The 14,761-nt window shown below is 73.1% G+C and carries 17 protein-coding genes and 1 other RNA gene; 9 read left to right on the forward strand and 9 right to left on the reverse strand.

The genetic code is table 11. The annotated features are described in order from the left end of the window. Positions 1 to 31 precede the first annotated feature (31 nt). From AC24HA_RS09020 to AC24HA_RS09035, 4 genes are read right to left on the reverse strand one after another with little or no spacing between them, the layout of a single operon-like run. Entirely contained in the window at positions 32 to 397 is a 366-nt protein-coding gene (locus tag AC24HA_RS09020) for a DoxX family protein (protein WP_425708939.1), read from the reverse strand. A gap of 57 nt (positions 398 to 454) precedes the next feature. Continuing rightward, the gene (locus AC24HA_RS09025; protein ID WP_425708938.1) at positions 455 to 1,441 is read right to left on the reverse strand and encodes a substrate-binding domain-containing protein; all 987 of its coding nucleotides are present in this window, start codon (positions 1,439 to 1,441) and stop codon (positions 455 to 457) included. Then, the gene (locus AC24HA_RS09030; protein ID WP_425708937.1) at positions 1,438 to 2,403 is read right to left on the reverse strand and encodes an ABC transporter substrate-binding protein; all 966 of its coding nucleotides are present in this window, start codon (positions 2,401 to 2,403) and stop codon (positions 1,438 to 1,440) included. The genes AC24HA_RS09025 and AC24HA_RS09030 overlap by 4 nt, the downstream gene beginning before the upstream one ends. A gap of 31 nt (positions 2,404 to 2,434) precedes the next feature. Continuing rightward, the gene (locus AC24HA_RS09035; protein ID WP_425708936.1) at positions 2,435 to 3,139 is read right to left on the reverse strand and encodes a class II aldolase/adducin family protein; all 705 of its coding nucleotides are present in this window, start codon (positions 3,137 to 3,139) and stop codon (positions 2,435 to 2,437) included. A gap of 116 nt (positions 3,140 to 3,255) precedes the next feature. Here AC24HA_RS09035 and AC24HA_RS09040 point away from each other — a divergent pair, with 116 nt between their 5' ends. Genes AC24HA_RS09040 through AC24HA_RS09065 form a run of 6 tightly spaced genes read left to right on the forward strand, consistent with a single transcriptional unit; the run spans position 3,256 to position 8,752 of the window. Beyond that, on the forward strand, positions 3,256 to 4,026 hold the full coding sequence (locus AC24HA_RS09040) for an IclR family transcriptional regulator (RefSeq protein WP_425708935.1): 771 nt from the start codon (positions 3,256 to 3,258) through the stop codon (positions 4,024 to 4,026). Positions 4,027 to 4,072: 46 nt separating this feature from the next. Next, complete coding sequence (locus AC24HA_RS09045; RefSeq protein WP_425708934.1) at positions 4,073 to 4,984, forward strand: GNAT family N-acetyltransferase; 912 nt, start codon at positions 4,073 to 4,075, stop codon at positions 4,982 to 4,984. A gap of 10 nt (positions 4,985 to 4,994) precedes the next feature. Further along, positions 4,995 to 5,567: a thymidine kinase gene (locus tag AC24HA_RS09050; protein ID WP_425708933.1), complete on the forward strand. Its 573-nt coding sequence runs from the start codon at positions 4,995 to 4,997 to the stop codon at positions 5,565 to 5,567. Positions 5,568 to 5,608: 41 nt separating this feature from the next. Beyond that, the gene (locus AC24HA_RS09055; protein ID WP_425708932.1) at positions 5,609 to 6,766 is read left to right on the forward strand and encodes a Nif3-like dinuclear metal center hexameric protein; all 1,158 of its coding nucleotides are present in this window, start codon (positions 5,609 to 5,611) and stop codon (positions 6,764 to 6,766) included. 1 nt (position 6,767) lies between these two features. Next, positions 6,768 to 7,508, forward strand: coding sequence for a zinc ribbon domain-containing protein (locus AC24HA_RS09060; protein WP_425708931.1), 741 nt, complete (start codon positions 6,768 to 6,770; stop codon positions 7,506 to 7,508). Next, positions 7,505 to 8,752 (forward strand): histidine phosphatase family protein, encoded by a 1,248-nt coding sequence (locus AC24HA_RS09065; protein ID WP_425708930.1) that lies wholly within the window; start codon positions 7,505 to 7,507, stop codon positions 8,750 to 8,752. Before AC24HA_RS09060 ends, AC24HA_RS09065 begins: the two co-directional genes overlap by 4 nt. Positions 8,753 to 8,756: 4 nt before the next feature. Here the strand turns inward: AC24HA_RS09065 and AC24HA_RS09070 are convergent, their stop codons facing one another. Then, on the reverse strand, positions 8,757 to 9,599 hold the full coding sequence (locus tag AC24HA_RS09070; RefSeq protein ID WP_425708929.1) for a YaaA family protein: 843 nt from the start codon (positions 9,597 to 9,599) through the stop codon (positions 8,757 to 8,759). Between the two features lie 69 nt (positions 9,600 to 9,668). On the opposite strand from AC24HA_RS09070, the gene rnpB reads away from it, so the two are divergent. Then, an RNA gene (gene rnpB / locus AC24HA_RS09075) (RNase P RNA component class A) lies at positions 9,669 to 10,028 on the forward strand. Positions 10,029 to 10,085: 57 nt separating this feature from the next. Next, positions 10,086 to 10,364, forward strand: a complete 279-nt coding sequence (locus AC24HA_RS09080) for a hypothetical protein (RefSeq protein WP_425708928.1) — start codon at positions 10,086 to 10,088, stop codon at positions 10,362 to 10,364. Positions 10,365 to 10,380: 16 nt separating this feature from the next. Here AC24HA_RS09080 and AC24HA_RS09085 read toward each other — a convergent pair whose 3' ends face one another. From AC24HA_RS09085 to map, 3 genes are all read right to left on the reverse strand, one after another. Beyond that, positions 10,381 to 11,652 carry a hypothetical protein gene (locus AC24HA_RS09085; protein WP_425708927.1) on the reverse strand — a complete coding sequence of 424 codons (1,272 nt, stop codon included), beginning with the start codon at positions 11,650 to 11,652 and terminating at the stop codon, positions 10,381 to 10,383. A gap of 297 nt (positions 11,653 to 11,949) precedes the next feature. Next, positions 11,950 to 12,711, reverse strand: a complete 762-nt coding sequence (gene ppgK, locus AC24HA_RS09090) for a polyphosphate--glucose phosphotransferase (protein ID WP_425708926.1) — start codon at positions 12,709 to 12,711, stop codon at positions 11,950 to 11,952. Between the two features lie 42 nt (positions 12,712 to 12,753). Then, entirely contained in the window at positions 12,754 to 13,626 is an 873-nt protein-coding gene (gene map / locus AC24HA_RS09095) for a type I methionyl aminopeptidase (protein WP_425708925.1), read from the reverse strand. Positions 13,627 to 13,678: 52 nt separating this feature from the next. Here map and AC24HA_RS09100 point away from each other — a divergent pair, with 52 nt between their 5' ends. Continuing rightward, positions 13,679 to 13,882, forward strand: coding sequence for a hypothetical protein (locus AC24HA_RS09100; protein ID WP_425708924.1), 204 nt, complete (start codon positions 13,679 to 13,681; stop codon positions 13,880 to 13,882). A 97-nt stretch (positions 13,883 to 13,979) separates the two neighbouring features. Here the strand turns inward: AC24HA_RS09100 and panB are convergent, their stop codons facing one another. After that, positions 13,980 to 14,747, reverse strand: coding sequence for a 3-methyl-2-oxobutanoate hydroxymethyltransferase (panB, locus tag AC24HA_RS09105; RefSeq protein ID WP_425708972.1), 768 nt, complete (start codon positions 14,745 to 14,747; stop codon positions 13,980 to 13,982). Positions 14,748 to 14,761 lie beyond the last annotated feature (14 nt).

A 14,761-nucleotide genomic window follows, 5' to 3' on the forward strand; every position in this document is an offset into this window, starting at 1 on the left:
CCGGGTCGAGGGGGAGCCGAGCGACCGTGCGCTATCTGGGGCCGCGAGCCACGCGCACGGCCTGTGCGACGAGGACCGCCTGCAGCGGAAGGCGCCCGTCGGCGACGGCGCGCCACGGCGGGGACCGGCGCCGCCAGTCCGCGGCCATCTGGACGTTCGCCGGAAAGACCGCGACGAACAGGGCGGCGGCCGCGGCGCCGCCGAGCCGGCGTGTCCGGGGGAGCGTGATCAGCCCGGCGACGGCCAGCTCGGCCACGCCGGAGGCATAGGTGTAGGCCCGGGGGCTGCCCGGCAGCCGGGGCGGAACGATCTGGTCGAACGTGCCGGGAACCGCGAAGTGCATCGTCCCCGCTCCGGCGAGGAGCACCGTGAGGAAGCGGGCGGTCCGGCGACTCATCCGGACACGCTACCCGCGCCGCGGCACGGACGAACCGTGCCGCGGCTGCGTGCGTGCTCAGATCGAGTAACGGGCCTCGGTGGACATGTCGAACAGGTCCTCCACCGTGAGTCTCCCGCTGACCAGTCCCTGTTCGCTGGAGTATCGCAGGAAGGTCTCCAGCACGTGCCGGTTCGCCTCGACGCCGTAGCTCCAGTAGTTCTCGCCGAGCAGTGCGACCGTCCGGTCGAGCTCGGCGGCGAGCCAGGGGAGCGCGACGAGCAGGGCGGATCGGTAGCGCAGGTCGTCCATCGCGGCGTCGCGGGAAGCGAGGCACGCGTCGACGAGCGAGGTGGCCACCCACGGGTTCCGCTCCAGGATCTCCCGGCGCACGACGAGCACGTGCATGATCGGGAAGATCCCGGTGGCGCGGAAGTAGGCGACCTCGACGTCCCGGTGGCCAGGGAACAGCGGCTCGACGAGGCCGTCCGCGAGCGCCCCGGGGGAGTGCGCCGTGATCAGCCCGTCGAGCTCCCCGGTGGCGAGCAGGTCGGTCAGCGAACGGTCGGGCGGAGCCGTCTCCAGCTGCACCCGGTCCGGGAGGTCGAGCGCGATCTTCTCCGTGCGGCCGGGGCTCTCGGCCCCACCGGTGACCCAGGTGATCGAGTCGAGGTCGACCCCATGGTGCTCGCCGAGGATCCCGCGTTGCCACACGGGTGCGGTCATCTGATATTCGGGGACCCCGACCCGCCGGCCGTCGAGCTGCTCCGGCCGAGTGATCCCTGATCCCGTGCGCACGTAGATGTTCTGGTGCCGGAAGTACCTCGACGGGTAGACCGGCAGCGCGACGAACCGGTCGTCGCCCCCGTCCCGCCCGAGGGTGTAGGAGGACAGCGACATCTCGCTCACATCGAACTCGGCGTGCCCGAGCTGGCGGAAGAAGACCTCCTCGACCGGCATGGACAGCATCGTGAGCTCGATGCCCTCGGGTCGGACTCGTTCGTCGCGCAGCGCGGCGAACCGGTCGCAGCGCGTGGCGGCGAAGGACAGGTGCAGCCGGCTCACGGCAGCAGCAGGTCGAGGTCGGGCTGCTCGGACATCGTGCCGAACTCGATCGCCTTCTCGGCGAGGAACTCGGCGGCCTCGCGGCTCATCTCGGGAACGAATCGTGGCAGCACCATCCGCTCGAGGACATCCTCGTCGATCTCGGTGTAGGTGCCGGTGATGCGCCGCACCTCGTCCGGGTTCTCCTCGGAGAACTCGAGCGACCGGTCGACGGCTCGAGCGAAGGCGTCGACCAGCTCGGGGTCGTCCTCGATGAGGGCGCCGGAGGTGAACACGCAGCTGACGTCGAGATCCGGGTGCATCTCCGCGAACGGCCACGAGATCACCGTCGCGCCCATGTCCAGCGCCTCGGTGACGAACGGCTCGACCGCCCAGACCGCGTCGACCTGACCGGTCTCCAGCGCGGCGGGCGCCTCGGGGAACGGGACCTCGATGAACTCCACCGTCGACTCGTCGCCGCCGTCGCGCTGGATCGCGGTGCGGATGATGGTGTCGCCGATGTTGTTCAGCGTGTTGACGGAGACGGTCCGCCCCTCGAGGTCGGCCGGCGACTCGATGCCCGAGTCCGGCATGACGAGCACCGCCGAGAAGTCCGGGTCGCCCTGCGCGGTGTTGGCGTTGGCGATGCACTGGATGTCCAGGCCCTGTTCGCGAGCGATCATCGACGACAGGAGATTGCCGCGGCCGAACTCGTGCTCGCCGGAGACGACCGAGGGGATGACCGCGGCGCCGCCCGCGGCGGACTCGATCGTCAGGTCGATGCCTTCCTCCTCGAAGAAGCCCTGCTCGAGGCCCAGGTGGAGCGGTGCGGAGTCGACGATCGGCTGCGTCGAGATGGTCACCGGTGTCGGCCCGTCCTGGCCGTCGGGCGAATCGGACTCATCGTTGCTCCCGCAGGCGGAGAGGACGAGCAGGCAGGCCAGGGCGATGCCGGTGGCCCGGACGCGTCGTGGAGTGGTCATGTCATGTCCTTGATCGGTGTGGAGAGTGGATTCAGCTCTGGATCTGGGCGCACCAGACGTCCCAGGCACGGCGGATCTGGCCGCCGATCGAGGTCGTGGCGGTGGCCGCCTCGGAGCGGGTGAGGTGGACGGGCGAGCCGAGCGGCAGAGCGGCGAGCAGCACGGAGGCGTTGACCTCGGCGTAGATCGCCCGATAGGTGACCTCCGGGACCGAGCCGCCGACCGCCGTCGACCCGTGCCCCCGCATGAGCACGAGCGGCCGATCGCCGAGCACGTGCGCGAGGGCAGCCCCCCGGTCCCCATCGGTGACGAGCAGATCGGTTCCGTCGGCCACCTCGTTGCGCTGGTCGTAGACCGGAGCGCGAGAGCCGAGGAAACCGGCCATGTGCATGACCGGCACGAACGGGACGTCCGTGAGCCCGAACGGCAGGATCGCGGCCGAGTGCGAGTGCACGACCGCGGCGACGTCGGGACGGGCACGGTAGATCTCCGTGTGGATGTGGCTCTCGAGGTACGGGGCACGGTCGTCGTCGACGGTGCCGTCGAGGTGATGGACCTGAAGGTCGTCGGTGGAGACCTGCCCCGGCGCAAGGTTGCGGGACAGGAGGAACGAGTCCCCGCTCAGGCGGGCCGAGACGTGCCCGAAGGCATCCAGCACGGAGTGCCGTACGAGGATGTGGTTCGCCTGGACGATCTGCCTACGCAGCTCGTTCGCGCTCGGGTCGGTCCTGGTCACGGCGCTCCCTCGTATCGGTCACACGTCGATGTGTGATGAGGACGCTAGGGCTGGGACAGGCAACGGCCAACCGACGTATTCTCCTCAGAGGAATCTCAAGGAGGTGAGCCCCGACCGTGACTCATGAACCGGGCCATCACGTCCCCGGCTACCCCGTAGCCGGCGTGTCGCGCACGCTCGGCGCACTCGAGGTCCTCGCCGCCGCCGAGAGCGTCTCGGTCGCCGAGCTCAGGGAGGCCCTGGGGATCGGGGCGTCGACGGCGCACCGTCTGCTCGCGATGCTCGTCTTCCACGGCTATGCCCTCCATCTCGACGACCGCCGATACGCGCAGGGCCCCGCGCTGTCGGCGCTCGCGCGCGGAACGGTGCTGAGGCGAGACACCCCGGAACCGGTACGGACGGCGATGGCGGCAGTCGCGGCGAGGTGCGGGGAGACCGTGCACGTCGGGTCTCTCATCGGCACCGACATCCTCTACACGGACGCGATCGACTCGCCTGCGGTGCTCCGCGTGACCACGCGCGTCGGCATCAGGCAGCCGGCGCACGGCACCTCGATGGGGCGATCGATGCTCGCCGAGCTCGACCCGGACGATCTTGATGCGATGTACCCCGGCACCGGGCCACCGGCACTCCCGAGCGGTGTCCACTACTCCCGCAGCGAGCTCGACGCCATGCTTGCAGCCATACGTGCGCGCGGCTGGGCGGAGAACCATGGCGACGTCGAGGAGGGGGTCTCCTCGGTCGCCGTGGCCGTCCACGGGTCGGCCGGCCGGCTCGGCCTGTCGATCTCGGGGCCGAGCACCCGGATGCCGGCTGAGCGGGTCGCCGACCTCGCGCACGTGCTGGTTGAGGAGTGCGCCGCCCTCGAGGGCACTCTCGCCGGGTGAGGAAATGTCGTGGTGGCGCCGGGGTGGCGCCCCTACGGTTCGCCGCATGACACTTCGAGTGACGACGTCGTCACCCCACCGGTTCAGCCGCCTTGGCCCTGACCCGGAGGCGGATCTCGCCCGCGTGCGGCGGGTCATCGACTCCGGCCGGGTCACGCCGGACGATCTGTTCGTCGTCACGGACGATGCGGCAGACGTCGGCCGGGCGTTCCTCATGACGCTCGAGGACGGCACGCGCGTCATGCAGGCCGTCCGTCTGGACGCCGCTCACCCGGACGTCGTCGAGCTCGTCCGGCTCCTGCTCGACGCCGTCGCGGCGCGGGCAACCGCCACCGGGGCCGTGCGCGTGCACGCGGTCGTCACCGACGACGACTCTGCGCCGGACGCCCGACGCACCGCGCTTGCCGCGGCCGGCTGGCTGCCGGACGGCGACCGGCTCGAGCTCTCCGCAGTCCCGGTGCTGCGCGACCTGCCGGCCGGGGTGGTGGAGGTCGACCCGTCCGACCCTGCTGTGCTCGAGGTGCTCGGCGCTGCCATGGCGGACAGCCTCGACGACTACGACCGGGTCCAGGTCGCCGAGCTCGGCCCCGTCGCGGCAGCCCTCGCGTACCGCGACATGCTCGCCTCCTCCGGACGTCGCCCCGTGCCCTGGTTCGGCCACAGCACCGGATCCGGCCTCGACGGCGTGGCCGCGCTCGAGGGCTTCGACACTGACTGGTGCCTCGGCTACCTCGGCGTCGTCCCGGCCGGCCGCCGCAGGGGAGTCGGGGCGGCGCTGACCTCCGCGATGCTGTCCGCGACGGCGCAGGCAGAGGTGCCGCTGGCGACGGCCAGCGTCGCGGTCGGTAACGCGCCCGTGCGCGCCACGCTGGGGCGACAGGGCTTCACGGTGCGATCACGTCGCGCGGACTTCGTCCGGTACCTCGACCCGGCTGGGCGGACGGCTGACCGGACCTAGGCTCACGGGCATGCGCACCGACGGGTACGGCCGCCTCCAGGTCGTCGCCGGCCCCATGTTCTCCGGCAAGTCCGAGGAGCTGCTCCGCCGGGTCCGGCGTGCACGGCTCGCCGGTCTCGAGGTCGCCCTGGTCAACCACGCCTGGGACGAGCGATACGGCACGGGCGAGGTCACCTCCCACGCGGGACTCTCGCTCGGGTCGACGTCGGCTACCGACGTAGCGGCCCTGCTCGCGGCCGTCGGGGACCGTGAGCTCGACCTGCTCGCCGTCGACGAGGCCCAGTTCTTCGGCCCCGATCTCGTCCCGGCCGTCGAGACCCTGGTGCGCCGGGGGACCACCGTGGTCGTCGCGGGCCTGAGCGTGACGTTCGACGGCCGCCCGTTCGAGCCCCTGCCCACGCTCATGGCCATCGCCGAGGACGTCACCCGTCTGACGGCGGTGTGCGCGGTCTGCGGCGCGGACGCGGTCTTCCACCAACGGCTCCGCGGCGGCACGGGCGCGGATCCGCTCGAGGGCACGCCGGCCCACGTCGGCGGGACCGAGACCTACGTGGCGCGCTGCCGGCGCCACCACGAGCCCTGACCCGACCCGGCCCACCCGGCCGTCCCGAGTAGTCTCGGCCCATGCCCTCCACGCTCGCCGACGTCGTCGACGCCGTCCATCGGCGCTACCCGCCGGGGACCGCGGAGGCGTGGGACGCCGTCGGGCTCGTCGTCGGCGACACCGCCGCGCCGGTGCGTCGCGTCCACCTCGCCGTCGACCCGACCGAGGAGGTCGTCGACGAGGCACTCGCCCTCGGCGCGGACCTGCTGTGGGTCCACCACCCCCTGTTCCTCAAGGGCACGACGACGATGGCCACCACGAGCGACAAGGGTCGCCTCGTGCACCGGCTCATCACCGGCGGCTGCGCGCTCCTCACCTCGCACACGAACGCGGACATCGCCGTCGCCGGCGTCTCGCACGCGCTCGCCGACCTCCTCGGGCTCGTCGACCAGCGGCCCCTCGTGCCGACCGACGGACCGGCCGCGACCCTCGTCGTCCACGTGCCGGCCACGCACACGCGCCTCCTGCTCGACGCGCTCGCCCGCGCCGGCGCGGGGCGGCAGGGCGACTACGAGCGGGCGGCGTTCACCTCCCGGGGCACCGGGACCTTCCGGCCGCTGCCGGGTGCGCACCCGACGATCGGCGCCGTCGGAGACGTGGAGGAGGTCGAGGAGGACCGCCTCGAGATCCTCGTGCCCGCCGGTCGCGAGGGCGACGTGCTGCGGGCGCTGCGCGAGGCGCACCCCTACGAGGAGCCTTCCTACGCGCTGTTCCGCCACGACGGGGCGTCACCCGCCCCGACGACCGGCCACGGACGCGTCGGACGACTGCCCGCACCTCTCACGCTGGACGAGTTCGCCGACCTCGCCGCCGAGCGGCTGCCCGGTACGCCTGCCGGCCTCACCGTCGGTGGTGACCTGGCCGCCGAGGTGAGCACGGTCGCCGTCTCGGGCGGCTCGGGCGATGCGTTCCTCGCTGACGCCCGGCGGTCCGGGGCCGACGTCTACCTCACCGCCGACCTGCGCCACCACCCGGCCTCCGAGCACCTGGCGGGCGGCCGGCCGTACCTCGTCTCCGCGACCCACTGGGCGACCGAACGTCCGTGGCTCGACGTCGCCGCCCGCCTGCTGCGCGAGGACATGGGGCGCGAGGACGCGGGGCTCGAGATCACGGTCTCCGACCTCGTCACCGACCCGTGGGCGGCGCGCCACGGGGCCGACCGAACCGAAGGGAGCTGACATGCCTACCGCACCACTCGTCGACCAGTTGAGGCTGCTCGACCTGCAGGACCTCGACACGACGATCGCTCGGCTCGGCCACGAGCGGCGCTCGCTCCCGGTTCTCACCCAGATCGCCGAGCTCACCGGCCGCGCGGACGACCTGCACGACGAGCTCGTGCTCGCCGCCTCCGCCGCCGGCGACGCACGCCGTGCGCTGACCAAGGCCGAGGCCGACGTCGAGCAGGTCCGGTCGCGGGCCAGGCGCAACCAGGAGCGGCTCGACTCCGGCCAGGGGCTCTCCCGCGAGCTCGTTGCCCTCCAGGAGGAGCTCGAGCACCTCGCCGGCCGCCAGGCCACCCTCGAGGAGGCCGAGCTCGAGGCCATGGAGGTTGCGGAGGAGACCGACGCCCGGGTAACGGCGCTCAAGGAGCAGTCCGCTTCCGTGGCGACCGACCTCGAGTCGCTCGGCGCCGAGCGCGACGCGGCGTTCACCCGGATCGACGCCGACGTCGCCGCCCGGCGGTCCGAGCGCGACGAGCTCGCCGGCACGCTGCCCGGGCCGCTGCTCGACGAGTACGAGGCGGCGCGCCGCCAGACCGGGGGGCTCGGGGCGGTGGCCGTCCGCGGGCACCGGGCGGAGGGGGTCGCGGTCGACTTCACCCTCGCCGAGCAGTCGATGATCGACCGGGCCGCCGAGGACGAGATCCTCGTCAGCGAGGACCACGGCTTCATCCTCGTGCGGGTGGGGGACCGCCGGTGACCCGCCGGATCGTCCTTCACACCGACGGCGGCGCCCGCGGCAACCCCGGGCCCGCCGGCTACGGGGCCGTGCTCACCGACGCCGGGACGGGCGAGCGGCTCGCGAGCCGCAGCGGCTGGCTCGGGGAGACGACGAACAACGTCGCCGAGTACACCGCGGTCGTCGAGGGCCTGCGCGCCGCGGCGCGCATCGACCCCGACGCCGAGGTCGAGGTGCGGGCGGACTCCAAGCTCGTGGTCGAGCAGATGTCCGGCCGGTGGAAGATCAAGCACGAGGACATGCGCAGGCTCGCCCTCGAGGCGCGCGACGCCTTCCCGGCCCCCCGGGTCCGCTACACGTGGATCCCGCGCGCGCAGAACTCCGCCGCCGACGCCCTGGCGAACAAGGCGATGGACGCGCGCGAGGACGCGGACACCGACGAGTGGCTCACGAGCCGCACCCCGACGGCCGAGCTCGGCTCGGAGTCCGACGAACCGGCGACCGCACTGTTCGAGATCAGCGAGCCGGCGCCTACCGACGGCACACGTGCCGCGCCCGCCGCGGCGCCGGCTTCCGCGACCCGCCCCGCCGGCGTCGACCGGTCAGGCGGGGCCACGCGCGTGTACCTCGTCCGGCACGGCGTCACCGAGTGGACCGTCGGCGGCCGGCAGTCCGGCTCGGACACCCCCGGGCCGGACCTGCTCGACCTGGGCCGGCAGCAGGCCCGCCGTGCGGGCGCGCTCCTGCGCGCACTCGCGACGGACGACGACGCCGACCTGTCCTCGGCCGAGGTCCGCGTCTCGCCGATGGTGCGCACGCGGCAGACGGCGCAGGAGGTGGCGGCCGCGGCCGGCCTCGGCGAGGCCGTCGTCGACGACCGGCTCCGCGAGGTCGAGTTCGGCCGGTGGCACGGACTGACCACCGCGGAGATCGAGGACGGCTGGCCGGGCGAGTGGGCGCGGTGGCGGGCCGACATCGACGTCACGGCCCCGGACGGGGAGTCCCACCGCCAGGTCGGGGCCCGCGTGGCGAGGGTGCTCAAAGAGGTGGCGGGCACCGAGCGGCGCACGGTCGTGCTCGTCGCGCACGCCGTCGTCGTCCGCGCGGCCGTCGCGCTCGTGGCCGGCATCGAGCCCCGCGCCTGGGGGCGGGTGCGTGTGCGCCCGGGGTCGGTGACGATGCTGGGCGTGAGCGGCATCGACCCCGACGGCCGGTTCGAGGGACAGATCAACTACGTCGGCGCCCCGAGCGAGGGCGTCGGTTGACGGCTCACGGCCGCTGGGTGAGCACCATGGTCAGGTCCGTCGGTCCGCCCGTGCGGGCCGGGGGCGTCAGCTCGACGTCGGTGAGCGTCCAGGTCGTGCGCTCCGCCCCCTTGCGGGGCGGTGCGGCGGCCTCGCGGACGGTCCCCACCAGCTCTCCCGCCGCGGCCGCGAGCTCGTCCGGTGTGGCCGGGGCGGCGCCGCCCCGGCGCAGGAGGTGACCGACGAGCAGGCCGCGGAACCACTTCGCGTCGTGCGAGACCACCGAGCGGCGGCCCCCGCGCACCGTGACCGCTCCCACCTCGACGTGTTGCGCCGTCGGCGGGACCTTCCACATCGCCCGGTAGCCGCCCGAGCGGCAGTCCACGACGAGTGTGCCGGCCGCCCGATCGTCGAGCTCGGCCGCGAGCGGCCCGCGCCAGAAGGCGCCCAGCCCGCCGAGGTCGGGGAGCGTGGCGGTCGCCCCGAGGCGGTGGGCGGGGATCCGGTCGGCCGGGGAGAGCGCGCCGAACGCGGCCGACATGACGAGGACGTCGCGGTCCGCCCGCTCGCGTGCGGCCCCGTCGAGGTCGGCGATCCCGGCACGGTCGAACAGCACGCCCGTGAAGACTCGGTCGGCGCGCGCCGTCGGCAGCTCGTGGATCCGCCGTTGCGCCGCCACCTCCTCGCCGGCCGATGCCGGTGCCCGAAGGACCTCGAGCGCGTCGGGCCGGTTGCTGACGGCGACGAGGGCGTCGAGCACGGTGGAGCGCGCACGGGTCAGCCCGGGCAACGCGAGGGCGGTCAGGTCGAGCGGGGGTCCGTCGTCGGGGGCGGTCTTGCCCTCGGAGGGGGGAAGCAGCACGAGCACCACGGGAGCCTAACCGGGCACGATGCTCGTCCCCGCGGAGGTCCGACGGGTAGACTCACCTGTTGCGGAAGAGTCGGTCGGGCGGCCGCGTGGCCCTCGCGCCCCGAGGAACGTCCGGGCTCCGAAGGGCAAGGTGGTGGGTAACGCCCACCCGGGGTGACCCGCGGGACAGTGCCACAGAGAACAGACCGCCCCGCAAGGGGCAAGGGTGAAACGGTGGGGTAAGAGCCCACCAGCGCCACGGGTGACCGTGGCGGCTCGGCAAACCCCACCTGGAGCAAGACCAGACAGCAGGCGTTCGAGGACGGCCCGTCCGATGCCTGCGGGTAGGTCGCTGGAGGCGTACGGCAACGTGCGTCGTAGATGGATGGTCGCCACCGGCGGGGCAACCCGTCGGGACAGAACCCGGCGTACAGGCCGACTCTTCCGCCCCCGCGAGCCGGCTCGCGGCAACGTTGCTATCGTCATGTTCGACCAGGTCAGGGCATGTGCAGCCACGGCGAGGAGAAGGCGATCGTGACGAGCGACGACAGTACCGGCGGGAAGCGCCCGGGACCGATCCAGCAGTCGTTGGCGGTGATGGGCGCCTCGACCGGCGTGGCGATAGTGCTGGGGCTCCTCACCTGGTTGGTGCTGGAGCTCGCGGTCGGCCAGGAGCGCTCGAGCGCCGTGGGTACCGCCGCCTGGGTGGCTGTCGCGGTCCTCGCTGCCGGCGTCGTCTACAGCATGTTCCGCGCCCTGGGCGGCGAGATGTCGGACCGCTGACCCGCGGCACGGGCGGTCAGGGCGTGAGCACGTACCCGTTGGACGAGTGGTTCAACGCGATGATCCAGTTGCCGTCCTCCACGACCCGTTCCGGCAGGCACAGCACGAGGTTGCCCTCGACCGACTCGCCGCCGCTGATCGCCTCGGCGTGGAAAAGATCGTCGGGGGCGACCGCGGAGGTGGCGCCGTACACATCGCCGGATCTCGTCGTCCAGTAGACGAGCAGGGAGGCGAACGGCACGAACGGGTCCGCGGTCTCCGCCGTCACGCGGACGCGCTGGGTGACGTAGACGTGCCCGTCCGGGGGCGGGGGGTTACCGGCTTCGTGGGCCATGACCTCGTCGGTCGCGTCCCAGTCGGTGGGGCCCACGAGCTGTGCGTCGATCCGCTCACCGGTGTCGTCGAACGTCCACGGCATGACCGAGGAGCGGCCGAACGGCGTCGCGTTCTCGAGCTCGAGCTCCCCGAGCATGGCGAGTGGCTCGGTGTTGGTGGGGACGCCGTCGGGACCGGTGTGCGCGCTCTGGTCCTGCCCGCGCGGGAATGTGTCCTCGGGCCGGAGCCCGGCCAGTGTACCGGCGTCGTCCGTGCCGGTCTCGTCGGGTAGGTCGGACGGGTCCGTCGGCTGCCCGTCGGCGTGGCCGCCCCCGGCCTGGTCGCCTCCGGGCTCCGGCGGGGGCTCGACGTCGAACTTCCCCGGACCGTCCTCCTCGCGCGCGGCGGGCTCGCGCAGAACGAACGCCCAGATCGCCACCGCCACGAGCGCCACGCAGGTGGAGGCCGCGACCGCCGCGGGTGCGGCCCGCGTGTACCAGGGTCCGCGGCGCTCGGGAGCGGGCGGAGGTGAGGACGTGGCTGTCGGCGGCGTGGCGGAGTGGCCCGACGGCGCGTAGGGCGATGGCTCGTAGGGGGCGGCGGGGTGAGCCGGCGGAGCAGGGGGAGACGGTCCGTACGGCGCCGCCGCGTGTGGTGCGGAGGGCGAGAAGGGCGCGGACGGTGCGTGCGGCGGGGAGGCCATCGGTGGCCCGGAGGGCGCGGACGGTGGGGAGGCCATCGGTGGCCCGGAGGGCGCGGACGGCGCGTGCGGCGGGGAGGCCGTGGGGTGGCCGGCCGCGGCCTGCATCCCGAAGGCGGCCGAGGAGGACGTACCGACGAACGAGCGTCCCTGGTCCGGCGACCAGGCGTGGGTCTCGCGCAGGTCGTCCTGCTCGAGCCGGGCGGAGCGTCGGGTCGTGTCCTCGGGGTCGTCGTCGGCGCCGACGGGCTCCACCGGGTCCACGATCCACATCTGCCAGTCCCGAGGAGCCGGGGGCCAGCGTGGGTCAGGGCGCCAGCCGACCGGCGGCGCGAAGCCCGGAGGCACGTGCCAGCCAGGGGGCGGGTTGAACCGCGGCACGGCGCCTCCTCTGCCTCGGTGCGGAGCGCGGAACCTGGAACGGCCGGGCGGGCGCCCGGCCGATCACGAGGTTACAAGTGACGGGCGCGCAGGGGCCAGGAACCGGCGGGGACAGGTCCCCTGACCACGGCGTGACGCTTCGGCCGGGCCCGGATGCCCTGTCCTGATGCCGGCACCGGCGATGGGACGTCAGCGAGTGAGCTCGGCGGCCCGGTAGGCGGCCCCGACGATCCCCGCGTTGTTCCGGAGCTTCGCGGGGACCATGGGCGCCCGGGTCGTCAGGAGCGGCAGGAACTTCTCGTGCTTCCGGCTCACGCCGCCGCCCACCACGATGAGGTCCGGGGAGAACAGCTTCTCGACGACCTCGTAGTAGCGCTGCAACCGCTTCGCCCACTTCGGGTAGGACAGGTCCTCGCGCTCGCGGACCGCCGACGAGGCGTGCGACTCGGCGTCGCGGCCGTCGATCTCCAGGTGGCCGAGCTCGGTGTTGGGCACGAGCGTGCCGTCCACGAGCAGTGCTGAGCCGATCCCGGTCCCGAGCGTGGTGAGCAGGACGACGCCGGGCACGCCCTTCGCGGCGCCGTAGTGGGCCTCCGCGACGCCGGCGGCGTCGGCGTCGTTCATCGCGACCACCTCGCGGCCCAGTTCCCTGCGCACCTCGTCCTCGATGTTCATGCCGACCCAGCTCTGGTCGAGGTTCGCCACGAACGGGAACCCGCCGTGCAGCACGGGCGCGGGGAAGGTGAGCCCGACGGGCGCGTCGTCGTCCTCGTCGAACTCCGCGAGCAGGCGCCCGAGGACCTCGATGACGGCGGCCGGCGTGGAGGGCTGCGGGGTCGGGATCTTCACGCGGTCGGTCGTCAGCTCACCGGTGGTGAGATCGACCGGGGCACCCTTGATGCCGGAGCCGCCGATGTCGATGCCGAAGGCGAGGTGGTCAGTGGTGGGCATGGACTTCCTTCGTCGTCGAAAAGAAGGGGGACGTGCAGGACTCTAGACGACCGTGAGGATCTCCGGGCCGTCGCTCGTGATGAGGATGGTGTGCTCCCACTGGGCCGAGCGCGAGCGGTCCTTCGTCACCACGGTCCAGCCGTCGTCCCACTGCTCGCCGTCGGGGTCACCGAGCGTGAGCATAGGCTCGACGGTGAAGACCATGCCGGGCACGATCTCGTCGTCGAAGTGGGGCGCAGAGTCGTAGTGCGGGATGATGAGCCCCGAGTGGAACGCCTCGCCGACGCCGTGCCCCGTGTAGTCGCGGACCACGCCGTACTCGTACCGCCTGGCGTAGGACTCGATGACGCGGCCGATGACGTTGACCTGGCGGCCCGGCCGCGCCGCCCTGACGCCGCGGAGCATGGCCTCCTTCGTGCGCTCGACCAGCAGGCGGGACTCCTCGTCGACCTCGCCGACGAGCGCCATCACCGAGGCGTCGCCGTGGACGCCGCCGATGTAGGCGGTGATGTCGATGTTGACGATGTCGCCCTCGGTCAGGACAGTCGAGTCCGGGATGCCGTGGCAGATGGTCTCGTTGATCGACGTGCACAGCGACTTCGGGAAGCCCTGGTAGTGCAGCGAGGACGGGTAAGCACCCTGCGAGATCAGGAACTCGTGGCCGATCCGGTCGATCTCCTCGGTGGTGACGCCCGGTCGGACGGCCTCGGCGGTGAGCTCGAGCGCCTGCGCCGCGATCCTGGCGGCCCGGCGGATCCGCAGAATCGTCTCCGGGCTCTTGACCTCGCCCGCCGTCACGCGCTCGGGTCCGGTGCGCCCCACGTACTCGGGGCGCTCGATCGAGGCGGGGACCTCGCGGACGGGGGAGACGGTGCCCTTGGTCAGGGTGCCCCGCGGGGCGCGATCGGCGAGCATGGTGCCCCAGTCTACGGATCGTGGACGAGAGTCCGAGCCCCGAGGAGCAGACATGAGCACCGGCGACTACTGGTTCAACCTGCGCACCAAGCAGGTCGAGAGGGGACAGGTCTCGCCCGTCGCGGACCGGATGGGCCCCTACGACACGCCCGCGGCCGCCGCGGCCGCCCTGCAGAGCGCCGCGGAGCGCAACGAGGAGGTCGACGAGGCGGAGGAGGAGTGGCGCACCTGGGGCGAGGGCGACGACGCCGGCTGACGGACGGTGCGTCGGGGAGTCCGGCGGGGGCGTCGCACGGCCGAGCCTCCTGAAAGTCGGCGTCGAGCGCACCAGGGAGTCGTGGGCGCGCGGCGGCCTACGAGTCGAACGTGTGCTCCGTGCCGGGGAAGGTGCGGTCCTTGACGGCGGCCACGTACTCGCCCGTGGCGCGACCGAGGGCCTCGCCGAGCTCGGCGAAGCGGCGGGCGAAGCTCGGCGACCAGTCGGACATGCCGGCCATGTCGATCCACACGAGCACCTGCCCGTCGGTCCCGGAGCCGGCCCCGATGCCGATCGTCGGTACCGCGACCGAGCGGGTGACCTGCTCGGCGACAGGTCCGGGCACCATCTCCAGGACGACGGCCACGGCGCCCGCCTCCTCGAGCGCACGGACGTCCGCGACGAGTCGCTCCGCCGCGCCCTCGCCGCGCCCCTGGATGCGCTTGCCGCCCAGCAGGTGCTCCGCCTGGGGGGTGAAGCCGACGTGTCCCACCACGGGGATGCCCGCCTGCGTGAGCAGGTGGACGTGGGGGGCGCGGTGGGCTCCACCCTCGAGCTTCACCGCGTGCGCTCCGCCCTCCTTCATCAGCCGCACGCCCGTGGCCAGCGCCTGCTCGGGCGAGGACTCGTAGCTCCCGAACGGCAGGTCGGCCACCACGAGCGCGCGCGTGACGGAGCGCGCGACCGCCCGGGTCGCCACGACCATCTCGTCCACGGTCACCGGCAGAGTCGTCGGGTGACCCAACATGTTGTCGCCGATCGAGTCGCCCACCAGCAGCACGTCGATCCCCGAGGCGTCGAGGACGCGGGCCGTCATGGCGTCGTACGCGGTGAGCATCGTGATCGGCTCGCCGCGCTCCTTCATCTGCGCGAGGTGGT

The sequence above is a fragment of the Georgenia sp. Z1491 genome (genome assembly GCF_057652395.1).